The following is a 21487-nucleotide window of genomic DNA, read 5'->3' on the forward strand; positions in this document are numbered from 1 at the left end:
ATTATGAGCCAACCGGTAGAAGTTTATTCACTGTTTACGAACTATGATGTCAGCCTGTTTCGTGCAGGAAAGCTGTATAAGCTCTATGAAAAATTCGGATCTCATGTCCTTACCGTAAGTCATGTGGAGGGTGTATATTTTTCTGTCTGGGCTCCAAATGCCCGTAAGGTATCCGTTATCGGAAACTTTAACGGCTGGAATCCGCATAGTCACAGCTTATTTGTGCGTTGGGACGGCAGCGGAATATGGGAAGGTTTTATTCCCAAAATAGGAAACGGTGAGGTTTATAAATATCATATAGAAGCAAATTCCGGAGAAATCCTTGAAAAAGGTGACCCCTATGCCTTGCAATGGGAAGTACCGCCAAGTACCGCTTCTGTCGTATCTACAAACTGGTATGAATGGGACGACGAGGATTGGATGCAGCAACGATATGTAAACAACGGACTTAATCAGCCTTTTTCTGTATATGAAATGCATCTAGGATCCTGGATGCGAGATCCGGCAGATCCGGCTCGTCTGCTGAATTACAGAGAGATAGCTGATAGGCTGGTGCCGTACATCAAAGAATTGGGATTTACCCATGTCGAATTTCTTCCTGTCATGGAACATCCGTATTACCCTTCATGGGGGTATCAGATCACCGGTTATTATGCTGCTTCATCCAGATACGGAAGTTCACAGGATTTGATGTACCTTATTGAACAGTTGCATAAAAATGGCATCGGGGTTATTATGGACTGGGTACCTTCCCATTACCCGGGGGATAGTCACGGACTACATCGTTTTGACGGAACACATCTGTATGAGCATGAGGATCCGCGTAAAGGATTCCATCCGGACTGGAAGTCTCATATTTTTAATTACGGACGAAATGAAGTACGGGCATTTCTGATCAGCAATGCAATTTACTGGCTGGAACGTTTTCATATTGACGGTATACGTGTTGATGCTGTAGCATCTATGCTTTACCTTGACTATTCGAGAGAAGAAGGGGAGTGGATACCAAATGAATTTGGCGGAAGGGAAAATCTGGAAGCTGTAGATTTTCTGAAAGAATTTAATGAGGCTGTTTACAACTATTTTCCCGATGTACAGACCATCGCTGAAGAATCTACTTCGTGGCCGGGTGTAAGCAGACCTACTTACACCGGAGGTCTGGGATTCGGCATGAAATGGATGATGGGCTGGATGCATGATACGCTGAGCTATTTTAAAGAGGATCCTATAAACCGGAAATATCATCACCATAAAATGACATTTGCTACAGTGTACGCATATCACGAAAATTTTATGCTGCCACTCTCACATGATGAAGTCGTGCACGGCAAGCAGTCTCTGATCTATAAAATGCCCGGCGATGAATGGCAGAAATTTGCTAATCTGCGTGCATTATACTTGTATATGTTTACATTCAGTGGTACCAAGCTCCTGTTTATGGGAGATGAGTTTGCACAGACTCAGGAATGGAATGTAGAGCAATCGCTGGATTGGCATCTGTTGGATTATGCTCCTCACAAAGGGATGAAATCATTTGTAGCAGATCTGAATGCCTTTTATAAAAATCATTCAGCCTTATATCAGCGCAGTTTTGAACATTCCGGATTTCATTGGATAGAACTCGGGGATGCAGATCAGTCTGTCTTTGTATATGCACGTAAGGGCTATGACGAGGAAGATCAGATCCTTGTTGTCCTGAATCTGACACCAGTTGTCAGACCTGCTTTCCGTATAGGTGTCCCATTGGCCGGAGAATGGGAAGTTGTTCTCAATTCGGACGACCTTAAATATTTTGGAAGCGGAGCTTCCGTACATACCACAGCTTCAGAGCATCTTTCGTGGATGGGACAGCTGTATTCTATTACGGTGGATCTTCCTCCTTTGTGCGGAGTTGCGCTGAAAAGAAAAACTATTGTCAAAGATGTTCCAGCAGCTAAAATGTTGTCTTCAAGAAGTCCGGTTGTTTGATTTTTTTAATTTCTAAAGATTATGATGAATGTTATTCACCTGAGTGTTGAGTGCTATCCTGTGGCCAAAGTAGGAGGGTTGGCCGATGTGGTGGGAGCATTGCCCAAATACCAGAACCGGTTAGGTATCCATGCATCAGTAGTAATGCCCTGGTATGATAAACCCTTTATTTTACAACATTCTTTTGCTGTGATTGCGACAGGCAGGTTCACCATGGGATCTGCAACGATACCCTACGAGGTCTGGAAAGAACAGGATCAGGTATTGGGTTATGAACTTTATATGATTCGGATACCGGGGTATCTGGACCGTGCAGATGTGTATGGGTATGCTGATGAAGGAGAACAGTTTATTGCTTTTCAGCATGCCTTTCTGGACTGGTTGGTTCAATCGGATCAGACGCCGGATGTAGTGCATTGTCATGATCATCATGTAGGCCTTATCCCGTTTCTGATGCAATGGGGTAACGATTTTGAGCGTTTACGGAAAGTTAAAACAGTTCTTACGGTGCATAACGGCCAATATCAGGGTTGGATGAATTGGAGCAAAGGTATTCTTTTACCAGCTTTTGATACATGGAAATGGGGCCTTTTGGATTGGGACGGGCTTATTAATCCGTTGGCTGCAGCTGTCAAATGCTGTACCGCATTTACGACAGTTTCTGAGGGATATCTTCGGGAGCTCTATACAGATGCCAACGGATTGCAGTCGCTCTTTGCAGACGAATCTGGCAAAGGCTACGGCATTGTAAATGGTATTGATACTGAAATCTGGGATCCGCAAACGGATCCTGCTGTAAAAGTTCATTATCAGGCTAAAAATGTAACCTCAGGGAAAAGGGCAAATAAAGAAGCTTTCTGTAAAGCCTATGGCTTAGATCCGAAAGTGCCTTTGCTGGTTTTTATAGGTAGGTTTGCAACCGAAAAAGGGGCAGATTTATTGAATGAAATTATTGTTAATTTATTTGAGGTTAAAAACGAAAAATTAAGTATATTTATTTTAGGTTCCGGCGATCAGGAAATCAGAGCATCGTTAGAAGGATTAACAGGTCATTATGAAGGGCGTTTTGCAGCGTTTTTCGGTTATGATGAATCTCTTGCACATTGGGTCTATGCATCGGCCGATTTGTTGCTTATGCCATCGCGTGTTGAACCTTGCGGACTTAATCAGTTATATTCACTTCGGTACGGTACTGTACCAGTTGTGAGGACCATCGGCGGACTCAAGGATACTGTCATTGATATTGCTGCTGAGAACGGTTATGGTATTTCATTCGATGAGGCCACAGTAGAAAGTGCAATAGCGGGCATACAACGTGCTATCCTTTTTGCGGAAGACAAAGCCCGGTTCGATAAGAACAGGAAGAAAATAATGTCCCTTGATTTTTCATGGGATTCATCGGCTAAAAAATACATTCATTTATATAACCAGATAAATAAATAGATTATGTTGCCAAAAGTCGTTTCCATAGTATTGGGCGGAGGACGTGGTACGCGTCTTTATCCCCTGACCCATGAGAGGTCCAAACCAGCTGTTCCGATTGCCGGCAAATATCGCCTGGTAGATATTCCTATTTCGAACTGTCTTAATTCGGGATTCAATCGCATATTTGTATTGACCCAGTTTAATTCAGCCTCGCTGAATAAGCATATCAAGAACACATACAATTTTAGCGGCTTTAGCAAGGGGTTTGTAGATATCCTGGCTGCGGAGCAAACGAACGATGGTGATCGTTGGTTTGAAGGTACTGCAGATGCTGTGAGACGTACACAAAAGTATATGTACAATGTGGATTACGATTATGTGCTCATCCTCTCCGGAGATCAGCTTTATCAGATGGATTTTTCTGAGCTCATAGATTTTCACATTAAGAACAAAGGAGAGGTCACACTTGCTACCATTCCGGTATCCAAAAAAGATGCCCCGGGATTTGGAATACTGAAAGCAAATGATCAAAATGAGATCACTTCTTTTATTGAAAAACCAAATGCCGGATTACTTCCCGACTGGACTTCAGAGGTGAGTGACAATATGAAGGCTCAGGAGCGTAATTATCTTGCATCTATGGGTATTTATGTCTTCTCAAGAGGTGTCCTTAATCAGTTGCTCAACGAAAACCCGGGAATGGACTTCGGTAAGGAAATTATTCCGGATGCGATAGGGCTGAAAAAAGTTTTAAGTTACCAATATGACGGATATTGGACAGATATCGGTACGATTGATTCCTTTTTTGAGGCTAATATAGGATTGACAGATGATATTCCGTTATTTAATCTCTTTGACAAACACACGATCTTTTCCAGAGCGCGTATGCTGCCACCGTCGAAGATATCCGGTACGACACTGACCAATAGTATAGTTGCAGATGGTTGTATCATTGTAGCTCAGAGTATTGAAAAATCTGTTATCGGAATACGTTCCAGAATAGGGAAGGGCACTAACTTGCATTCTACCTATATGATGGGCTGTGATTATTATGAACATCTGACAGAAGTCATCGAGTTGATAAACACTCAGGCGCCACCGCCTGTAGGAGTAGGCGAAAACTGCCATATAGAAAAAGCTATTCTTGATAAAAACTGTAGGATAGGAAATGATGTTTATATAAAAGGAGGTACGCATTTGCCGGATGGGGATTTTGATACCTATACTATTCGTGACGGGATCGTAGTGGTAAAGAAAAATGCTGTAATTCCGCATGGTTTTAAGATAGGATAAGATAAAGGGGAAATTATCCTTAAATAAGTATAACTTTTTACTCAAAGATATTACAATTAAACACTACCTATGATAGATGCTGAAAGAATATTAAAGGAAGAGCAGATGTATTTCGCGAAAGAAATCATCTGCAATATTCCTTGTCATATCGGATATGTCAAGAGATTCCGCTGGCGCTGGATGGCTACACAGCTTAATACTTTTGTCTTTATTGCAGAGGTGAATGGTACGATGACGCAACTGATGATGAGATCTTTTTCAAAGGCTTGTTATGACTATGCTATTCATAACAATAAAGGCTGGCCACGTGGATTGCAGTCCGGAGTCGGCGCTATAGCGATTCTGGTTGGAGATGAGATCACGCAGGACGGAGCTGCCTATTGCATGGCAGATCCCAATGCTCATTTCTCTGCTTTCGAAGTTCCGGTAGCCTATCTGAAAAAATATAAGCAGCCTGTGCATTTCCGGGGTACACAGATCTGGGGAGCAATATATTATCCGTATTTCTCTGAAATAATCCGGCGTATCTGCGGAAAACTCGCTGCCAGTCAGCCTCAGGAGTCCATGCCACCGCCATTGCCATCTGCAGATCTGGGATAGCAATAAGTAGATTTACTGCTTTCTACTTTACAGGTACAAAAAAACGCCATTTCAACCGGGAAAGAATTCTAAAATATGCGTCTTATTTTAGCAGACTGTTCCACAAGCCGAGATGGCGAAAAGTTATATCAGGTACTGAAAAGTACCTGTTTGTTTTTAGCTAAGTTTTGATAAAGCTTCTTTGATTCTTCTGAGCGCTTCTTTCAGGTTCTCATCTGAAGCGGCGTATGAAAGACGAATATAATTGTTGTTTCCGAATGAATCACCACCTACAGTAGCCACATGTCCTTCATTTAAAAGATACAAAGCCAGATCAGCAGAATTTTGGATAATATTTCCATTGCTGTCTTTTTTTCCAAAGAAAGAACTGATTTCCGGGAAGAAGTAAAAGGCACCCTGAGGAAGATTTGTTTTTACACCAGGGATATCATTCAACAGGTCATATACCAATTGACGTCTGCGTGCAAATGCTTCTTTCATCTTATTGACACTTTCCAGTCCGCCTTCGTAAGCAGCAATACCTGCCCGCTGTGAAATAGAGCATGTTCCTGAAGTCGTCTGTCCCTGCATTTTATCATTGGCAGCAGCGATTTCCTTGTTTGCTGCTATATAACCCAGACGCCATCCAGTCATAGCAAAGGCTTTTGAAAAACCATTTACAACGATTACTCTGTCTTTAATGCTTTCAAATTGTGCTATAGATTCGTGCTGATCTACAAAATTGATATGCTCGTAGATTTCATCTGATATAATGTAGATCTCAGGATGTTTTTCAAACACCGCTACCAAACCTGCCAGCTCTTCTTTACTGTATACCGAACCTGTCGGATTACATGGAGAAGAAAACATAAATACTTTAGATTTAGGTGTGATTGCTGCTTCTAGCTGAGCAGGTGTAATCTTGAAATCCTGATCAATTTCAGTATCTATAAATACAGATTTTCCTTCAGCCAATACTACCATTTCAGAGTAAGAAACCCAATATGGAGTAGGAATAATGACCTCGTCACCCGGGTTGACCAATGTTAACAATACATTTGAAAGGGACTGTTTAGCACCTGTAGAAACTACAATCTGCGAAATATCATAATTCAGTCCGTTCTCATTTTTCAATTTATTGACAATCGCTTGTCTTAGTTCAGGATATCCCGGAACAGGAGAATAGCGGGTGTAGTTTTCGTCAAGAGCTTTCTTAGCGGCTTCCTTAACGTTGTCCGGCGTATTGAAATCCGGTTCTCCAACACTTAAACTGATGACATTGACTCCTTTTGCGGCTAATTCACGACCAAGTTTTGTCATTTTTAGCGTAGCTGATTCGGATAAATTATTAATCCTATCTGATAAAATTGATGTTGTACTCATGGTATCACAAAGATATTATATAGAATGCAAATAATGAGTTAATTTCTTGAAAAAAGAAAAACAAATTCAGGAAATTATATCAAAATCTATAATTATCAACCAAAACTAAAGAAGTTTAAAATAACTCGTAGTTTTGTTTACTCAAAAATGAGAGTTAGGGCTACTGATTTTCGTAGATTTAGCCCCCGCTTTTTGATCGGTGATCCGGCAATTAAAAAATACAGAATATACACTAACGTATTTTTTTGTAAAAATCTTAAATGATGTCCAGAGAAAAAAGATTAGTACTTCTATCCTTGCTGACGGGCCTTGTTCTGATGCTGATCAAGTTTACAGCTTATCTCATTACTGATTCCAATGCGATATTTACAGATGCAGCAGAAAGTATCGTGAATGTAGTAGCATCGGGCTTTGCATTTTACAGTATCTATCTGTCTGCACGGCCCAGAGACGAAAATCATCCTTACGGACATGGAAAAGTAGAGTTCTTCTCTGTCTTTGTGGAGGGAGGACTTATCTTTATTGCAGGACTGATTATTCTCGTTAAAGCTGTTTATAATCTTTTTTTTCCTAATGAACTGTTCAATCTTTCAGAAGGTATAGGGTTGATTGCTCTAACCGGCCTTATCAATTTTATTGTCGGCCTGTATCTTGTCAAAAGAGGACGCGCGCTCAAATCTTTAACGATTGAAGCGGATGGAAAGCACCTGCAGGTCGATGCATACAGTACTTTTGGCCTTATCACCGGTCTGTTGCTTATTACCTGGACTGGTCTGGTCTGGATAGATATCGTGATCTCCTTAATGTTAGGTGCTTTTATATTATTTAACGGATATCGTTTGTTACGAAAGTCAATCGGCGGATTAATGGATGAGTCTGATCTTGAACTTGTCAATGAAGTCGTAGATACTTTGAATACAGTACGGCGTACAGAATGGATAGATATCCACAATCTACGGGTTCAGCGTTACGGAAATGAGTTGCATGTGGATTGCCACCTGACACTTCCTAGATATTATAAACTGGATAGGGTACATGACGAAATTTCAGCTCTGGACAATATCGTAAATGCTAAATTATCTACCCGGACCGAATTTTTTGTGCATGCAGATCCCTGTCTGCCTGAATGTTGCAGCTATTGCGGAATAGCAGATTGCCCTGTACGATCAGCAGCATTTACTAATGATATACAATGGGATATTCAAAATGTCACCCGTAATAAAAAGCATTTTGAGAGCATAGATCCTTCGTGAAAATCAATTGTAAAGGCGGGTAAAAGCAGGATATTGTAAAAAAAACTTATCATACCCTATCTTTTCGAAGCTAAATATGCTGTGAAAAAAGTATCTTTGCTGTTTAAAAAGCGATTTTAAAATCTTATATGAAGCATATTCGTAATTTCTGTATTATTGCCCATATTGACCATGGTAAGAGTACATTGGCAGATCGATTACTGGAATTTACTAACACCATTAGTCAACGTGAGGCGCAAGCGCAATTGCTTGATAATATGGATCTTGAGCGTGAGCGTGGGATTACCATCAAGAGTCATGCGATTCAGATGAATTATAAAAAAGACGGTGAGGAGTATATTCTAAACCTAATTGATACACCCGGACACGTCGATTTTTCCTATGAAGTTTCCCGTTCTATAGCAGCCTGCGAAGGTGCATTATTGATCGTAGATGCTTCCCAGGGTATCCAGGCACAGACTATTTCCAATCTTTATCTTGCATTGGAACACGATCTGGAAATCATTCCTATTTTAAATAAAATGGACTTACCGGGAGCTATGCCTGAGGAAGTTAAAGATCAGATCATTGATCTCATCGGAGGAAACAGAGAGGACATTATTCCTGCGTCCGGAAAAACCGGGCTGGGGGTTCCAGATATTTTAGAAGCGATTGTAAAACGTGTACCAGCTCCTGTTGGAGATCCCGACGGACCTTTACAGGCATTGATTTTTGACTCTGTGTTTAATTCGTTTCGCGGTATCATGGCCTACTTTAAAGTAGAAAATGGTGAAATCCGAAAGGGAGACCGTGTCAAGTTTATTGCTACAGGCAAAGAATATTTTGCGGATGAGATCGGGACATTGAAATTGAATCAGGTTCCTAAGGATGTTATCAAAACAGGAGATGTGGGCTATATTATTTCAGGTATCAAAGAAGCCCGTGAAGTAAAAGTAGGGGATACCATCACACACAGAGATCGCCCAAGTCCGAATGCCATTCAGGGATTTGAGGAGGTTAAACCAATGGTTTTTGCCGGTATTTATCCTGTAGATACTGAAGACTACGAAGAATTACGCGAATCTATGCACCGTTTGCAGTTAAATGATGCATCTCTGGTATTTGAACCGGAATCTTCTGCTGCACTGGGTTTTGGTTTCCGATGTGGTTTCCTCGGAATGCTGCATATGGAGATTATACAGGAACGTCTGGAACGCGAATTCGACATGACTGTTATCACGACAGTACCCAACGTATCTTATAAAGCATATCTGACTAAAGATAACGAAGAAGTCATCGTTCATAACCCTTCAGATTTGCCTGATCCAAGTAAACTGGATTCGATTGAAGAGCCTTATATCAAAGCTAACATTATTACAAAGGCAGAGTTTGTCGGCCCCATTATGTCACTTTGTATTCAAAAAAGAGGTGTCATTGTAAATCAGTCTTATCTGACTTCGGATCGTGTTGAATTAATATTTGAGATGCCGATGGGAGAGATCGTATTTGATTTTTACGATAAACTGAAGACTATTTCTAAAGGCTATGCTTCATTTGATTATACCCAGATCGGGTACCGTACTTCGGATCTGGTCAAACTGGATATTCGTCTGAATGATGAGCCGGTAGATGCCCTTTCTTCATTGATTCACAGATCAAATGCATACGATTTCGGTAAGAAGATTTGTGAGAAACTGAAAGAATTATTACCACGTCAGCAATTTGAAATTCGAATCCAGGCTTCTATCGGAGCGAAGATCATTGCGCGTGAGACGATCAGTGCTTTACGTAAAGACGTTACTGCCAAATGTTACGGAGGAGATATTTCCCGTAAACGTAAACTTCTGGAAAAACAGAAAAAAGGTAAGAAACGCATGCGTCAGGTAGGGAATGTCGAAATTCCGCAATCTGCATTTATGGCGGTGCTGAAATTAGATTAATAGCATCATAAAAAAATCCTATTCCTATTATAACATGAATATTTTAGACGGAAAACTCGTTTCTGCAAAAATTAAAGAAGACATTAAAGCCGATGCTGCAGCCTTTACCGCACAAGCGGGGCGTAAACCTCATTTGGTAGCTATACTGGTTGGTAATGACGGCGGTAGTGAAACCTATGTTGCGAGTAAAATGCGCAATTGCGAACTTGTTGGTTTTGATTCTACAAATATCCGATACGATGTCGATATTACAGAAGCAGAACTGATTGCCAAAATTGAGGAAATCAATGCGGATGATACGATTGACGGACTGATTGTTCAATTACCTTTGCCAAAGCATATTGATCCGGACAAAATCACTGAAGCTATAGATTACCGTAAAGATGTGGATGGTTTCCACCCCATCAATCTGGGACGTATGCAGCGTAATTTGCCTTGTTTTATTCCCGCTACTCCGTACGGTATTATGCTGATGCTCGATTATTATAAAATTGAAACAGCGGGTAAACATGCTGTAGTTGTAGGACGCAGTAATATTGTAGGATCTCCTATGAGTATCCTATTGGCTCGCAATGCTAATCCGGGAAATTGTACAGTGACATTAACACATAGCCGTACCAAAGATCTTAAAGCTGAGGTGCTTCGTGCTGATATTATCGTTGCTGCTATTGGCAAGAAAAATTTTGTGACAGCCGATATGGTTAAAGAAGGAGCGGTAGTGATAGATGTAGGTATTAACCGTGAGGATTCTACAGAGACAAAATCCGGCTTTAAACTGTATGGTGATGTGGATTTTGAGCATGTAGCACCTAAATCTTCCTGGATCACGCCGGTACCGGGGGGAGTAGGATTGATGACTATTGTGGGATTGCTGAAAAATACATTGGAAGCTGCCAAAGGTAATATCTACCAAAAGTAAAATTTTTGGTACAAAAATTGTTCAATTTGGTCTTTAAACTAAATTAAATTGAATATGAAAAAAATTGCACTTTTAGCGGTAGTTGCCACAGCTCTGACTATGGCATCATGTAATAATTCATCTAATCAGCACGCCGGACACGATCACGCAGATCACGATTCGATAACTGCAGGTGACCATGTGGATGCTGCAATTGCAGATCTTCAGAAAGCTGAAGCAGATGCAAAAGCAAAAGCTGAACAAGCTAAAAAAGATTTAGATGATGCTATTGCCCGCGGAGACAAAAAAGCTGAAGAAGCTGCCCGTAAAGCCTCTGAAGAAGCGAATACTGCCTGGGAAAAAACTAAAACAGCCTTAAAAGATGCCGGTCAGGACATTAAAGAAGGATTGGATAAAGCTGCAGATGCTACAGGTAAGGCAACAAGTGATGCTGTTGAAGCTACTAAGGATGGTGCCAATAAAGCAATAACCGAAACAAAAGAAGCCGCTGAGAAAGTTGGAGATGCAACTAAAAAAGCAGCCAGCGATGTAGAAAACAAAGCTAAAAAAGTAGGTGAAGCCTTAAAAAACTAAGATCAGTATAAAACATACTGATTATTAATTTTAATTGGAGCGTCTGATCGAAAGATCAGACGCTTTTTTTTTGTGTATACAAACCTCCTGTTATGTCTCAATTTATGATACATTTTTTAAGAATTCAGATAATGATATACATATACACTACAACTATATAACACAATTAACGCTCTTATTTCTGAAATTTGCAGTGTTCAAGTCGTAAAGAATAATATACATGACAACAGATACTAAAACTCCGATTTATATTCCGCTGACAGATGTGGAAAGTGACCACGGTGCACTTATTATTGATAAAGAATTAGATAAAATCTCCGGTATACAAACGCACAAGGTCGAGCTAAATAATCAACGTGCTGTAATTACGGCTAAAGATCCTGAAATCATAAATAAATCTGTTTCCGCTATCCGGAATCTTGGATATGAGGTGATCACTACACGTAAAACATATCCGGTACTGGAAATGACCTGCGCATCATGTGCCTCCAGTGTAGAAAGTTTGTTGAAATACCTGCCAGGTATAGTTCGTGCAGATGTCAATTTTGCCACAGCCTCTGTGGCCGTGGAGTACTTTCCAAATATGACCAATCCAGATCAAATACTGAAAACTGTACAGTCTGGGGGATATGATCTTTTGATAGAAGATGAAGATGATCAGGCGGCAACACTGGAAGAGATCCATCAGGATAAATTCAATAAGTTAAAAAGGAAAACTATCGGTGCAGCTATTATAACCTTGCCGGTAGTGATCATTGGTATGTTTTATATGGATATGCCTTATGCAAATCCAATAATGTGGCTTCTTTCTACTCCTGTCGTGCTTTGGTATGGAAAGGATTTTTTTAAAAATGCCTGGAAGCAGGCTCAGCACCGTTCTGCAAATATGGATACACTGGTCGCTTTGGGGGCCGGAATTGCTTATGTTTTCAGCGTATTTAATACCGTTTATCCATCCTTCTGGACAGATCGTGGTATACATGGTCATGTTTATTTTGAAGCGGCAGCTGTAATTGTGACTTTTATTTTGCTCGGGAGATTGCTTGAAGAAAAAGCTAAAGGTAATACTTCATCTGCTATTAAGAAACTGATGGGTTTGCAACCTAAGACTGTAACTATCATCAGAGATAACGGAGAGCAGCAAGTCACTCCTATTGCCAATGTACAGGTCGGAGATATACTATTGGTCAAACCGGGGGAACAGGTCGCTGTGGATGGATTGGTGATCAGCGGACAGTCCTATGTAGATGAAAGTATGCTGAGCGGAGAACCTGTTCCTGTAAGTAAACAGGAAAATGAATCTGTGTTTGCCGGAACGATCAACCAGAAAGGTAGCTTTCAGTTTAAGGCAGAAAAGGTCGGATCTGAAACGATGCTGGCACAGATCATCCGGATGGTACAGGAAGCACAGGGTAGTAAAGCTCCTGTACAAAAACTGGTAGATAAGATTGCCGGAATATTCGTGCCGATTGTGATTACCATTTCTATAATTGCCTTTATTACCTGGATCCTTGTCGGTGGAGATAATGGTTTTTCACAGGGACTCATAGCATTGGCTACTGTATTGGTCATCGCGTGTCCTTGTGCATTAGGCCTCGCTACTCCTACAGCTATCATGGTAGGTATCGGCAAGGGCGCTGAGAAAGGTATATTGATCAAGGATGCTGTAAGCCTTGAACTGGCTAAAAAAGTAACGGCTGTGGTACTGGACAAAACGGGTACCATTACGGAGGGGAAGCCTGTAGTCACAGATAATCTTTGGTATACCGAAAACCAGGATATCAGGCGGGTTTTACTCAGTATAGAAAAGCAATCAGAGCATCCACTCGCAGATGCTGTTGTCAAACATCTGGCAGATAGCAGCATACTGACAATCTCAGATTTTGACAGTTTGACCGGTAAAGGAGCGAAGGCAAGTTATCAGGGTATGATTTACTATGTAGGTAATCGTAAATTGATGCAGGAACAGGGGGTACATATTCCGGATGAGGTTGCTGAAACTGCAAATGAATGGAGTAATGAATCTAAAACCGTTATTTGGTTTTCAGATGAGCAGCGTGTCCTGGGACTATTTGCAATAGCGGATCAGATCAAGGAAACTTCGATAAAAGCTATTCAGGAATTAAAGCAGGCCGGTATAGCGGTGTATATGCTCACCGGAGATAACGAAGCAACAGCCAAAGCTATTGCTGCAGCTACGGATATTAATGCATATAAAGCAGAGGTACTCCCTCATGAAAAGGCTGAATTTGTAAAGCAGCTTCAGCAACAGGGCAAGATTGTAGCTATGGTTGGTGACGGAATCAATGACAGTACGGCTCTTGCACAGGCAGATGTCAGTATTGCGATGGGTAAAGGAAGCGATATTGCTATGGATGTGGCTAAGATGACCATTATCTCTTCTGATCTTACCAAGATTCCTGAAGCCATCCGTCTTTCCAGACAAACGGTAGCCACAATCCGTCAGAATTTGTTTTGGGCATTTATCTATAATGTTATCGGTATTCCATTAGCAGCTGGCGTATTATACCCTGTAAATGGTTTTTTACTTAACCCGATGATCGCTGGTGCTGCAATGGCGCTCAGTAGTGTGAGTGTAGTAAGTAATAGTTTATTGTTGAAAATGAAAAAATAATATTATACATCATTACCATAATGATGTAAATCAGAATAAATAAAAAGTAGTGAAATTTGTAGTACAAGAATAAATTAAATACTCATGAACGATACATTAAAATTCAAAACCAATATCAAATGTAGTAGCTGTGTGGCTAAAGTCACTCCATTTTTAGATGCAGAGGAAGGTATAAAGCAGTGGCAGGTGGATACTACCACTGCAGATAAGATTCTAACGGTAGAAACAAATGGTATGACTGAAAGCGAAATTAAAGAAGCTGTAGAAAAGTTGGGTTTTAAAATCGAGTCTGTCTGATAAAAAATTTTCCGGTGGTTTGTTGAATCGTATGGAGGTGTTTTAAAAAACATTCTCCATACTTTTGTTATAGGACTTTTGTCCGTTTAATGTGTTACTGTGGTACAAAGTTCAATCAGAAATCCATCGGTATCTCTTAGATACACGACCTGCTGTCCCCAGGGCTTGGTTGTAAGTGGAGAGACGACCGTAGCACCGGCAGAGATTGCCGTTTCAAGTACTTCGTCAATCTGTTCAGTAACAAATCCTATTTCTACAGCAAAGGGCTTCATTTGCAGATTTGCTTCCGTAAACCCTTCAGGAAGATTGGATGCAGCTAATTCTTTAGAAGCAAAAGATAAAGTCGTTTCGCCGGTAAGCAGTTCAGCATAGTCATTATGAGCCGTGATGAATTTTCGCTCCAATCCAAAAGCTCTTTCATAAAACTGAATTGATTTCGTAACATCAGATACGTAAAGTATTGTATAACCTAATTTTACCATATGGAATTAATTCAAGATAAGTGAACGCTAAAATTAGAGAATAAAAGTCAGAATTGCCGGGACATCGCAACCGCTGAAGGATATTATTTTTTTAGCAGGCTGGGGGCAATTCCGAATTTTCGCTTGAATGCTACTGTAAAGTGCTGTGGATTTTTGTAGCCGACAGCATCAGCGACTTCGCTGATGTTCATATGCTGTTCCCGGATCATTTTATGTGCCTGCTCCATCTTGGTATCATTCCAAAATCCGAAAACTGTTGTGCCGAATAGTTCCTTAAATCCTTTTTTTAATAAAAAATCATTTGTACCGACAATCCTTGCCAGGTCTGTGAGACTATAGGTCTGATCTATGTGTTCCAGAATAAACTCTCTCACAGCATATATTTTTTCAATATCTGATTTTTTGAGGGAAGAATGCAAAGAATTGCCCGAGTTCATCTGTTCCAACTGTAAAAGCAAGAGTTCGATGACTTTTGCCTCGAGAAACATTCGCTTAAAAATTCCTTTACGGTCACAGTTGATGATTTCCTGAATGATCTGTAACATCTCCAGATTGATCAGATTATTATGTTTATGGAGAAATGTAGAGCGTCCGGCTGCTATTGCATTATGAAAATAATTGAACAAAGAACCCTCTTCAGGTAAATAACGTTTGAAAAAAACGGGATGGAGATTGACCTCAAATACCTTTAAATTCTGTTGTTCCCATTGAATCTGACCGGATATATTATTGGCGTAAATAATATTATGTTGATTGCTGCTAAAGTTAAGATGATGCTGAATATCTTCTGAAGAAGTTATACTGTCACCACTTAGTGTAAAGTGCATTTCGACCGTTTCAAAATCGCTTTCAAAATGGATTCTGGTTTTTTTTGCAAGTGCAATATCACCATATCCTATATGAATACCATCAAAATACACTTCTTTATAAAAACCTTTTCCAAACAGATTATCAATATGCAGACATTCTTCTCTCATATCGGGGTCTGAAGCGTGGTGTGCATTAGGATAGTCCTTGTACAGTACAAGATCCGGAATGTCATCTGCATATAGATTTATGACCATGTTGTATAGATAAAATGTGCTGGTCGGCGAATTAATCCGTTATTCGGCATTTTTTCTCCCTGACGCGTAAGGATCAGGTTGACCTGATGTAATACCTTTGCAAAGGTATGAAATTATTTAGAATCTTTCTAAATAAAATAAAGAAGATTAGTTACATAAAAATAAAATCAAACATGGATACAGCTGCAAAAGCGAGAAAAAAGGGAATTGTCCGGTTGCTGGAGATAGCCGGCAAAGAAAAGAAGCTATTGATTATTTCGGGTCTGCTGGCCATTTTACATGCACTATTGAGTCTGGTGCCCTATGTGCTTGTTTTTTATATTGTGCGGGAACTTACAAAAGATACAGTAGATTTTGGATCTTCTGGTCAGTATATACGTTATGCTATTCTTACAGCTGTGCTGAGTATGACCGTTCTATATATTTCCGTTATAATCTCTCATCTTGCGGCCTTTAATATTCTTTTTGAATTAAGAAAATTCATGATTGCTAAGATTGGAAAGCTTCCGATTGGTTATCTTTTTAACCGAAGTTCTGGTGCTTTACGTAAAATACTGGCTGATGATGTGGAACGTATAGAGACATTTATAGCACATCAGATCCCTGATTTTGTAAAAGGGGTAACATTACCGGTTGTTACTATTTTCTTCTTGTTTACGCAGGACTGGAGATTGGCTCTCGTTAGCTTTATTCCGCTAATTATACTGGCAATATGGATTCCCCGTGCATATGGTGGTAAGAACAAAGAACTTATACGCAATTATCATCAATCACTGGAAGATATGAATGTGGGTATAGTGGAGTATGTAGGTGCTATTCCGGTGATGAAGATCTTCGGAACATCCGCGGAGACTTTTGAGAAATACGGGAATACGGTTCGCCGCTTTAATGTATTTGTTGGTGAATGGATCAAAAACAGCACACCTGCCTTTGCTGTTTTTATAAGTTTTGTGAGTAATGCGATGTTGCCTGTCCTGATTGCGGGTCTGTATCTCTATTTTAACCATGGAGTCACCTTAGCTACTCTTTTGCTTTTTTTGATTCTGGGTACCGGATATATCAAGCCATTGTTTGTCCTGAATAATATGGGAATGCAGTTGTCTGTTATCAATCGTGGAGTAGAACAATTGGATGAACTGCTGGATGAAGAAGGACTCGTTGAAAAAGAAGTTCGACAAACTCCGGAAGTATTTGACCTGCAGTTTGAGAACGTTTCCTTTTCATATGATAATAAGGTTTCTGTTCTAAAAGATATTAGTTTCAAAATTCCTGAAAAAGCTGTTGTAGCTCTTGTTGGTCCTTCGGGGGCAGGTAAGAGTACGGTCGGGCAGCTTATCCCCCGATTTTGGGATATCCATAGCGGCAGTATCCGTATTGGCGGAATAGATATCAAAGAATATCCTGCTGCACAGTTGATGGAGCTGGTTTCTTTTGTCTTTCAGGACAGCTTTATGTTTCAGCAGTCGATGTATGAAAATATACGTATGGGAATGGATAAGACTTATGAAGAAGTTATGAAGGCTGCCAAAGCAGCACAGATTCATGAAGAGATCTTGTCTCTCCCTGAAGGTTATGAAACTTTATTCGGACAGGATGGGGTACACCTGAGTGGAGGTGAACAGCAACGGATCCAATTGGCCAGAGCCATTCTAAAAAATGCTCCTGTTCTGATTTTGGATGAAGCAACAGCTTTTGCAGATCCGGAAAGTGAGTATAAGATACTGCAGGCATTCAGCGAACTGATTAAGGATAAGACGGTTTTGATTATTGCGCATAGGCTCAGTACGATTACGGACGTAGATTCGATACTGGTATTTGATAAAGGAAACCTGACGGATCAGGGTACGCATGAAGTATTGCTGGAAGAAAGTGAGTTATACCAACGTATGTGGAATGCACATACAAGGGCTAAAGAATTTGTAATATAATGGATAATATGCCTTTTAAGGACATGACTGTCCTGACCTTTTAATTGAATAATACATAGTATATAAGTATAAAATAATATGATACAACATTTGAGATATGTGACTGCTCTGAATCACGGAGGAACACGCAAGATGATTTTTTGGGAGATTTTGCACAGCATCTTTGTGGCTGCACCTTCAGGTATTTTGCTGGTCGTAATCTGGGAACTGTTTTCTGATAAGCCGGACATGACAAGAGTATCAGGAGCTGTGATCCTGATGAGTATAATGCTGATCACACAGTTTTTTATTGCTTCGAAGACAATGGTAGGTTCTAATTTGCTGGTATACGGGCTTGCGAATCAATTGCGGATCAGGCTTGGCAATCGTCTTCAGAAATTTTCTTTAGGTTTTTTTAAGCAGAAAGATCCGGGAGAGATAGCTGGTATTGTGTTGCAGGATGTTGCCAGTTTTGAAGGGATTTTTGGACACAGTGTCGGAAACCTGGCATCAGCTGTTTTCGGAACAACAGTTTTATCCATCTTTCTGTTTGCTTACGACTGGCGTCTGGCACTTTGCCTGCTCGCTGTGCTTCCGTTGATATATCCGGTATTGCTGATTTCCAATAGTCTGGTTTCTTCCTTAGGCAAAAAACAGATTGCAGCACGCAATAGTGTTGGGGCTAAATTTCTGGAATATGTACAGGGAATTCTCCATCTCAAATCTTATGGTTTGGTCGGGGATAAGAACAAAAATCTTGAAAATGCTTTTGATGAACTGCGAAAAAGAAGTATACGTCTGGAAGCTGTTCCAGGACCGTTTCTGGTCACCGCTTCTGTATTTTTTGAGGTTGGATTTGTCGTTATGTTAGGTCTGGGATTGTATTATCTTTCGAAGGGCAGCATTACTATTCCTGTGTTGATCACTTTTCTGATTATGGGCTATAATTTGTATACCCCATTAAAGGTATTAATGGTGGACTACCTCACCCTGCGGTATATGAATGAGAGTCTCGGCCGGATTATCAATGTACTGGAAGAACCTACTATGGAAACGGACAGAAATGAGTTTCCGACGCGTTTTGATATCGAATTTGATCAGGTAAGTTTCGGTTATCAGGATCGTATGACAGTACGTGATCTTACATTTCATGTTCCCGAGCAGTCCATGCTTGCATTGGTCGGTCACTCCGGATCCGGTAAGACGACGATTGCTTCGCTGATCGCCCGTTTCTGGGATGTCAATAGCGGATCTATAAAAATAGGAGGGGTAGATATTCGTCATATTAATCAGGACAGGTTCTATTCGCTGATCAGTGAGGTGTTTCAGGAGGTTTACCTGTTTGATGATACGATTTATAATAATATAAAGATTGGAAAGCCGCATGCCAGTTCAGAAGAGATTATTGAGGCTGCTGAAAAAGCAATGGTGCTGGATTTTGCATGGGAATTTCCCAATGGTATGTATACACGTGTGGGTGAGAAAGGATGTATGTTGTCCGGAGGACAAAAACAACGTATCAGCATTGCAAGAGCCTTGCTGAAAGATGCTCCCATTGTACTGCTCGATGAAGCTACTGCAAGTCTGGATCCTGAAAATGAGATCTATATTCAGCAGGCTATTCAGGAACTCGTCAAATCCAGAACAGTAATAGTCATTGCTCATAAGTTGGCTACTATTCAGAAAGCTCAGCAGATACTGGTGCTGCAAAATGGAGCAATACTGGAAAGAGGGACGCATGAAGAGCTGATCAGCAAGCAGGGAAAATATGAGAAACTCTGGAATATCCAGCAACAATCCGGTGGCTGGAAAGTGAAAAGCAGCGTGCAGGGCTGATAAATCTTACAAAACAGGTTAGCTGCAGACCGATTGACTGTATTTTTTTATTGGCGTTTAGTGTTTGAGGCCAGATCATATTTTGATCTGGCTTTACTGTTTGGTTATCAGAGGTAATGATGAAAAATTAAAAAATCATTTCTATCTTTATATCAACCGCATGGCTGTATGTGAATATTGCAAAGTGTAATGTTAACATACGCTTTATATTGCGGTAAAATGATAAACCTATTTTTAGCCACTGTTCACACGTTAATATTTAGTTATGTCGGCTGATTTTACTGATCAGACCTCTGATTTTACCACTTTTGAATCGCTTTACAAAGCATGGAATACCCGTGTGTATGCCTATGTGCTCAAAAAAACGGGTTCAACCTTTGTGGCTGAAGAGGTTGTACAATTGGTATTTATCAAAATATGGAAGAACAGTCAATATGATCTCAAACATATCAAGTGGGAAGCTCAGTTATTTTGTGTTACACGCTCAGTCATGATCGATTATATGCGGCAATCTGCACGATACAGCCGTAACGATAGTTTGTGGGAAGGATCTTCGGATTATCATTATCAGACAGAAGTGGAAGACCGTGAAAATATGGAACGCTTAAGGCAAGAGGTCGACCGTATGCCTCCCATGCGTCAGACTGTATTCCGGATGAGTCGCTTTGAACATCAGACTTATGCCCAAATCGCAGAACGTCTGCAGATCTCTGTCCGCACCGTAGAGAACCATATCGCTTCTGCTCTGAAGGTGCTCAAAAAAAACTTATTCTTTCTGCTATTCTTTTTTTAATTTTTTTTCACTGCTGACTAGGGGGAATGCGTACTGACATCGTATACCTATCAGATGAACATCAGTAGAGAACTAATCAATAAATTTTTAAGAGGCCAGTGCACGCCCGAAGAACATGCTTTTGTACGGGCATATCTGGAAGAGCATGGCGAAGATGCAGCAGCTTTCTTCCCGGAAGAGGAGTGGACCGAATGGTCTGAAGATAACTCGTATGATGAGTCACGACAGGATGAAATCTTTCAACTGATTGTTCAGCAGTTGCAGGAAGAAGAGGTACAACCACGTCTGTATCTTTCATTTTTGTACAGAGTGGCAGCTGCCGCTATATTGCTTCTTGTGTGTGCTCTGGGAGAGCGTGCTACCCGGCATGATCAGGCTCCGCTTATAACAGGAATTCAGAGAGAAATTCCTACACTGTATCGTATCAATGCGAGTAATCAACCCATGAATATTGTCATGAGTGACAGCAGTTCGGTATTACTTTATCCGAATGCGGAACTGCGCTATGCCGAAAATTTTAAATGGAAAAACAAACGTGAGATCTGGCTGGTCGGAAAGGCAAAGTTTTCTGTTCACAAGGATAAGACAAAGCCATTTATGGTGTATTCGGACCGGCTTGTTACGACGGCACTTGGTACACAGTTTATAGTAGATGCTCCCCGGCAGGCTAAACATGTGGCAATACGATTGTTAGAGGGTTCTATTCGTGTGGAAGATTATCAGGAAAAAATAAATGGTCAATATATAAGTCAGATCCTCCGGCCCGGAGAAGAAGTCAATATTCAGTTGTCAACGCTTTCGCTATTGGCTGATGTTCTGAAGAAAGCTCCTGTATCACCAGATCAAAGAAATGCCTCTGCTGTTTCAAAACCTGAAGAACTGGCATTTAAGAATAAGAAGCTAGCCGAAGTACTCAGCGAAATAGACAAGGCTTACGGTACGGATACGCGATGGTCAATAGCGGGTATAGAAAAGCTTCACTTTTCAGGAAGGTATGAACGTAATGCTGATAATTACCGGGTCATCCTGAATGATATAGCCGTGCTGCATCACCTGATCCTGAAGATTGATGATAACGGCAAGGGAGCACAGTTGAAACAAGAAATAAATAAATCCGAATAACAGAATATTCATGTATAAGCGATAACATTTACAGTAACA

Annotated in this window: 17 protein-coding genes; 14 read left to right on the top strand and 3 right to left on the bottom strand. The window is 40.6% G+C overall.

What is annotated here, in order from left to right:
* Positions 1–3: 3 nt before the first annotated feature.
* The 4 genes from glgB (at position 4) to HMPREF0766_RS20775 (ending at position 5286) form a co-directional block, all read left to right on the top strand.
* Positions 4–1968 carry a 1,4-alpha-glucan branching protein GlgB gene (glgB, locus tag HMPREF0766_RS20760; protein ID WP_003001892.1) on the top strand — a complete coding sequence of 655 codons (1965 nt, stop codon included), beginning with the start codon at positions 4–6 and terminating at the stop codon, positions 1966–1968.
* Positions 1969–1989: 21 nt separating this feature from the next.
* Positions 1990–3411, top strand: coding sequence for a glycogen synthase (locus HMPREF0766_RS20765; protein WP_003001895.1), 1422 nt, complete (start codon positions 1990–1992; stop codon positions 3409–3411).
* A 3-nt stretch (positions 3412–3414) separates the two neighbouring features.
* Positions 3415–4686 (top strand): glucose-1-phosphate adenylyltransferase, encoded by a 1272-nt coding sequence (locus HMPREF0766_RS20770; RefSeq protein ID WP_003001899.1) that lies wholly within the window; start codon positions 3415–3417, stop codon positions 4684–4686.
* 69 nt (positions 4687–4755) lie between these two features.
* The gene (locus HMPREF0766_RS20775) at positions 4756–5286 is read left to right on the top strand and encodes a hypothetical protein (protein WP_003001904.1); all 531 of its coding nucleotides are present in this window, start codon (positions 4756–4758) and stop codon (positions 5284–5286) included.
* Between the two features lie 156 nt (positions 5287–5442).
* On the opposite strand, the gene HMPREF0766_RS20780 is transcribed toward HMPREF0766_RS20775, so the two are convergent.
* Complete coding sequence (locus HMPREF0766_RS20780; RefSeq protein ID WP_003001907.1) at positions 5443–6585, bottom strand: pyridoxal phosphate-dependent aminotransferase; 1143 nt, start codon at positions 6583–6585, stop codon at positions 5443–5445.
* A 323-nt stretch (positions 6586–6908) separates the two neighbouring features.
* Between HMPREF0766_RS20780 and HMPREF0766_RS20785 the strand changes: the two genes are divergently transcribed.
* The 6 genes from HMPREF0766_RS20785 to HMPREF0766_RS20810 all read left to right on the top strand — a co-directional run bounded on the left by HMPREF0766_RS20785 (position 6909) and on the right by HMPREF0766_RS20810 (position 14244).
* Positions 6909–7901 (top strand): cation diffusion facilitator family transporter, encoded by a 993-nt coding sequence (locus HMPREF0766_RS20785; protein ID WP_003001910.1) that lies wholly within the window; start codon positions 6909–6911, stop codon positions 7899–7901.
* 128 nt (positions 7902–8029) lie between these two features.
* Positions 8030–9820: a translation elongation factor 4 gene (gene lepA, locus HMPREF0766_RS20790; protein WP_003001913.1), complete on the top strand. Its 1791-nt coding sequence runs from the start codon at positions 8030–8032 to the stop codon at positions 9818–9820.
* Between the two features lie 34 nt (positions 9821–9854).
* Positions 9855–10739 (top strand): bifunctional 5,10-methylenetetrahydrofolate dehydrogenase/5,10-methenyltetrahydrofolate cyclohydrolase, encoded by an 885-nt coding sequence (locus HMPREF0766_RS20795; RefSeq protein WP_003001915.1) that lies wholly within the window; start codon positions 9855–9857, stop codon positions 10737–10739.
* 54 nt (positions 10740–10793) lie between these two features.
* Positions 10794–11312, top strand: coding sequence for a Tim44 domain-containing protein (locus HMPREF0766_RS22005; protein WP_003001917.1), 519 nt, complete (start codon positions 10794–10796; stop codon positions 11310–11312).
* A 220-nt stretch (positions 11313–11532) separates the two neighbouring features.
* Positions 11533–13947 (top strand): heavy metal translocating P-type ATPase, encoded by a 2415-nt coding sequence (locus tag HMPREF0766_RS20805; protein WP_003001919.1) that lies wholly within the window; start codon positions 11533–11535, stop codon positions 13945–13947.
* Positions 13948–14031: 84 nt separating this feature from the next.
* Positions 14032–14244: a heavy-metal-associated domain-containing protein gene (locus HMPREF0766_RS20810; RefSeq protein ID WP_003001921.1), complete on the top strand. Its 213-nt coding sequence runs from the start codon at positions 14032–14034 to the stop codon at positions 14242–14244.
* Positions 14245–14330: 86 nt separating this feature from the next.
* Here the strand turns inward: HMPREF0766_RS20810 and HMPREF0766_RS20815 are convergent, their stop codons facing one another.
* Both HMPREF0766_RS20815 and HMPREF0766_RS20820 read right to left on the bottom strand, forming a co-directional pair.
* The gene (locus tag HMPREF0766_RS20815) at positions 14331–14726 is read right to left on the bottom strand and encodes a VOC family protein (RefSeq protein ID WP_003001923.1); all 396 of its coding nucleotides are present in this window, start codon (positions 14724–14726) and stop codon (positions 14331–14333) included.
* Between the two features lie 83 nt (positions 14727–14809).
* The gene (locus HMPREF0766_RS20820) at positions 14810–15790 is read right to left on the bottom strand and encodes a helix-turn-helix transcriptional regulator (RefSeq protein WP_003001925.1); all 981 of its coding nucleotides are present in this window, start codon (positions 15788–15790) and stop codon (positions 14810–14812) included.
* Between the two features lie 173 nt (positions 15791–15963).
* Between HMPREF0766_RS20820 and HMPREF0766_RS20825 the strand changes: the two genes are divergently transcribed.
* The 4 genes from HMPREF0766_RS20825 to HMPREF0766_RS20840 all read left to right on the top strand — a co-directional run bounded on the left by HMPREF0766_RS20825 (position 15964) and on the right by HMPREF0766_RS20840 (position 21448).
* Positions 15964–17718, top strand: a complete 1755-nt coding sequence (locus HMPREF0766_RS20825; RefSeq protein WP_037461072.1) for an ABC transporter ATP-binding protein — start codon at positions 15964–15966, stop codon at positions 17716–17718.
* A gap of 78 nt (positions 17719–17796) precedes the next feature.
* The gene (locus HMPREF0766_RS20830; protein WP_003001929.1) at positions 17797–19533 is read left to right on the top strand and encodes an ABC transporter ATP-binding protein; all 1737 of its coding nucleotides are present in this window, start codon (positions 17797–17799) and stop codon (positions 19531–19533) included.
* A gap of 265 nt (positions 19534–19798) precedes the next feature.
* Positions 19799–20326, top strand: coding sequence for a sigma-70 family RNA polymerase sigma factor (locus HMPREF0766_RS20835; RefSeq protein WP_003001931.1), 528 nt, complete (start codon positions 19799–19801; stop codon positions 20324–20326).
* 54 nt (positions 20327–20380) lie between these two features.
* Complete coding sequence (locus HMPREF0766_RS20840; RefSeq protein WP_003001934.1) at positions 20381–21448, top strand: FecR family protein; 1068 nt, start codon at positions 20381–20383, stop codon at positions 21446–21448.
* Positions 21449–21487: the final 39 nt, after the last annotated feature.

The organism is Sphingobacterium spiritivorum ATCC 33861 (assembly GCF_000143765.1).
Lineage (GTDB): Bacteria > Bacteroidota > Bacteroidia > Sphingobacteriales > Sphingobacteriaceae > Sphingobacterium > Sphingobacterium spiritivorum.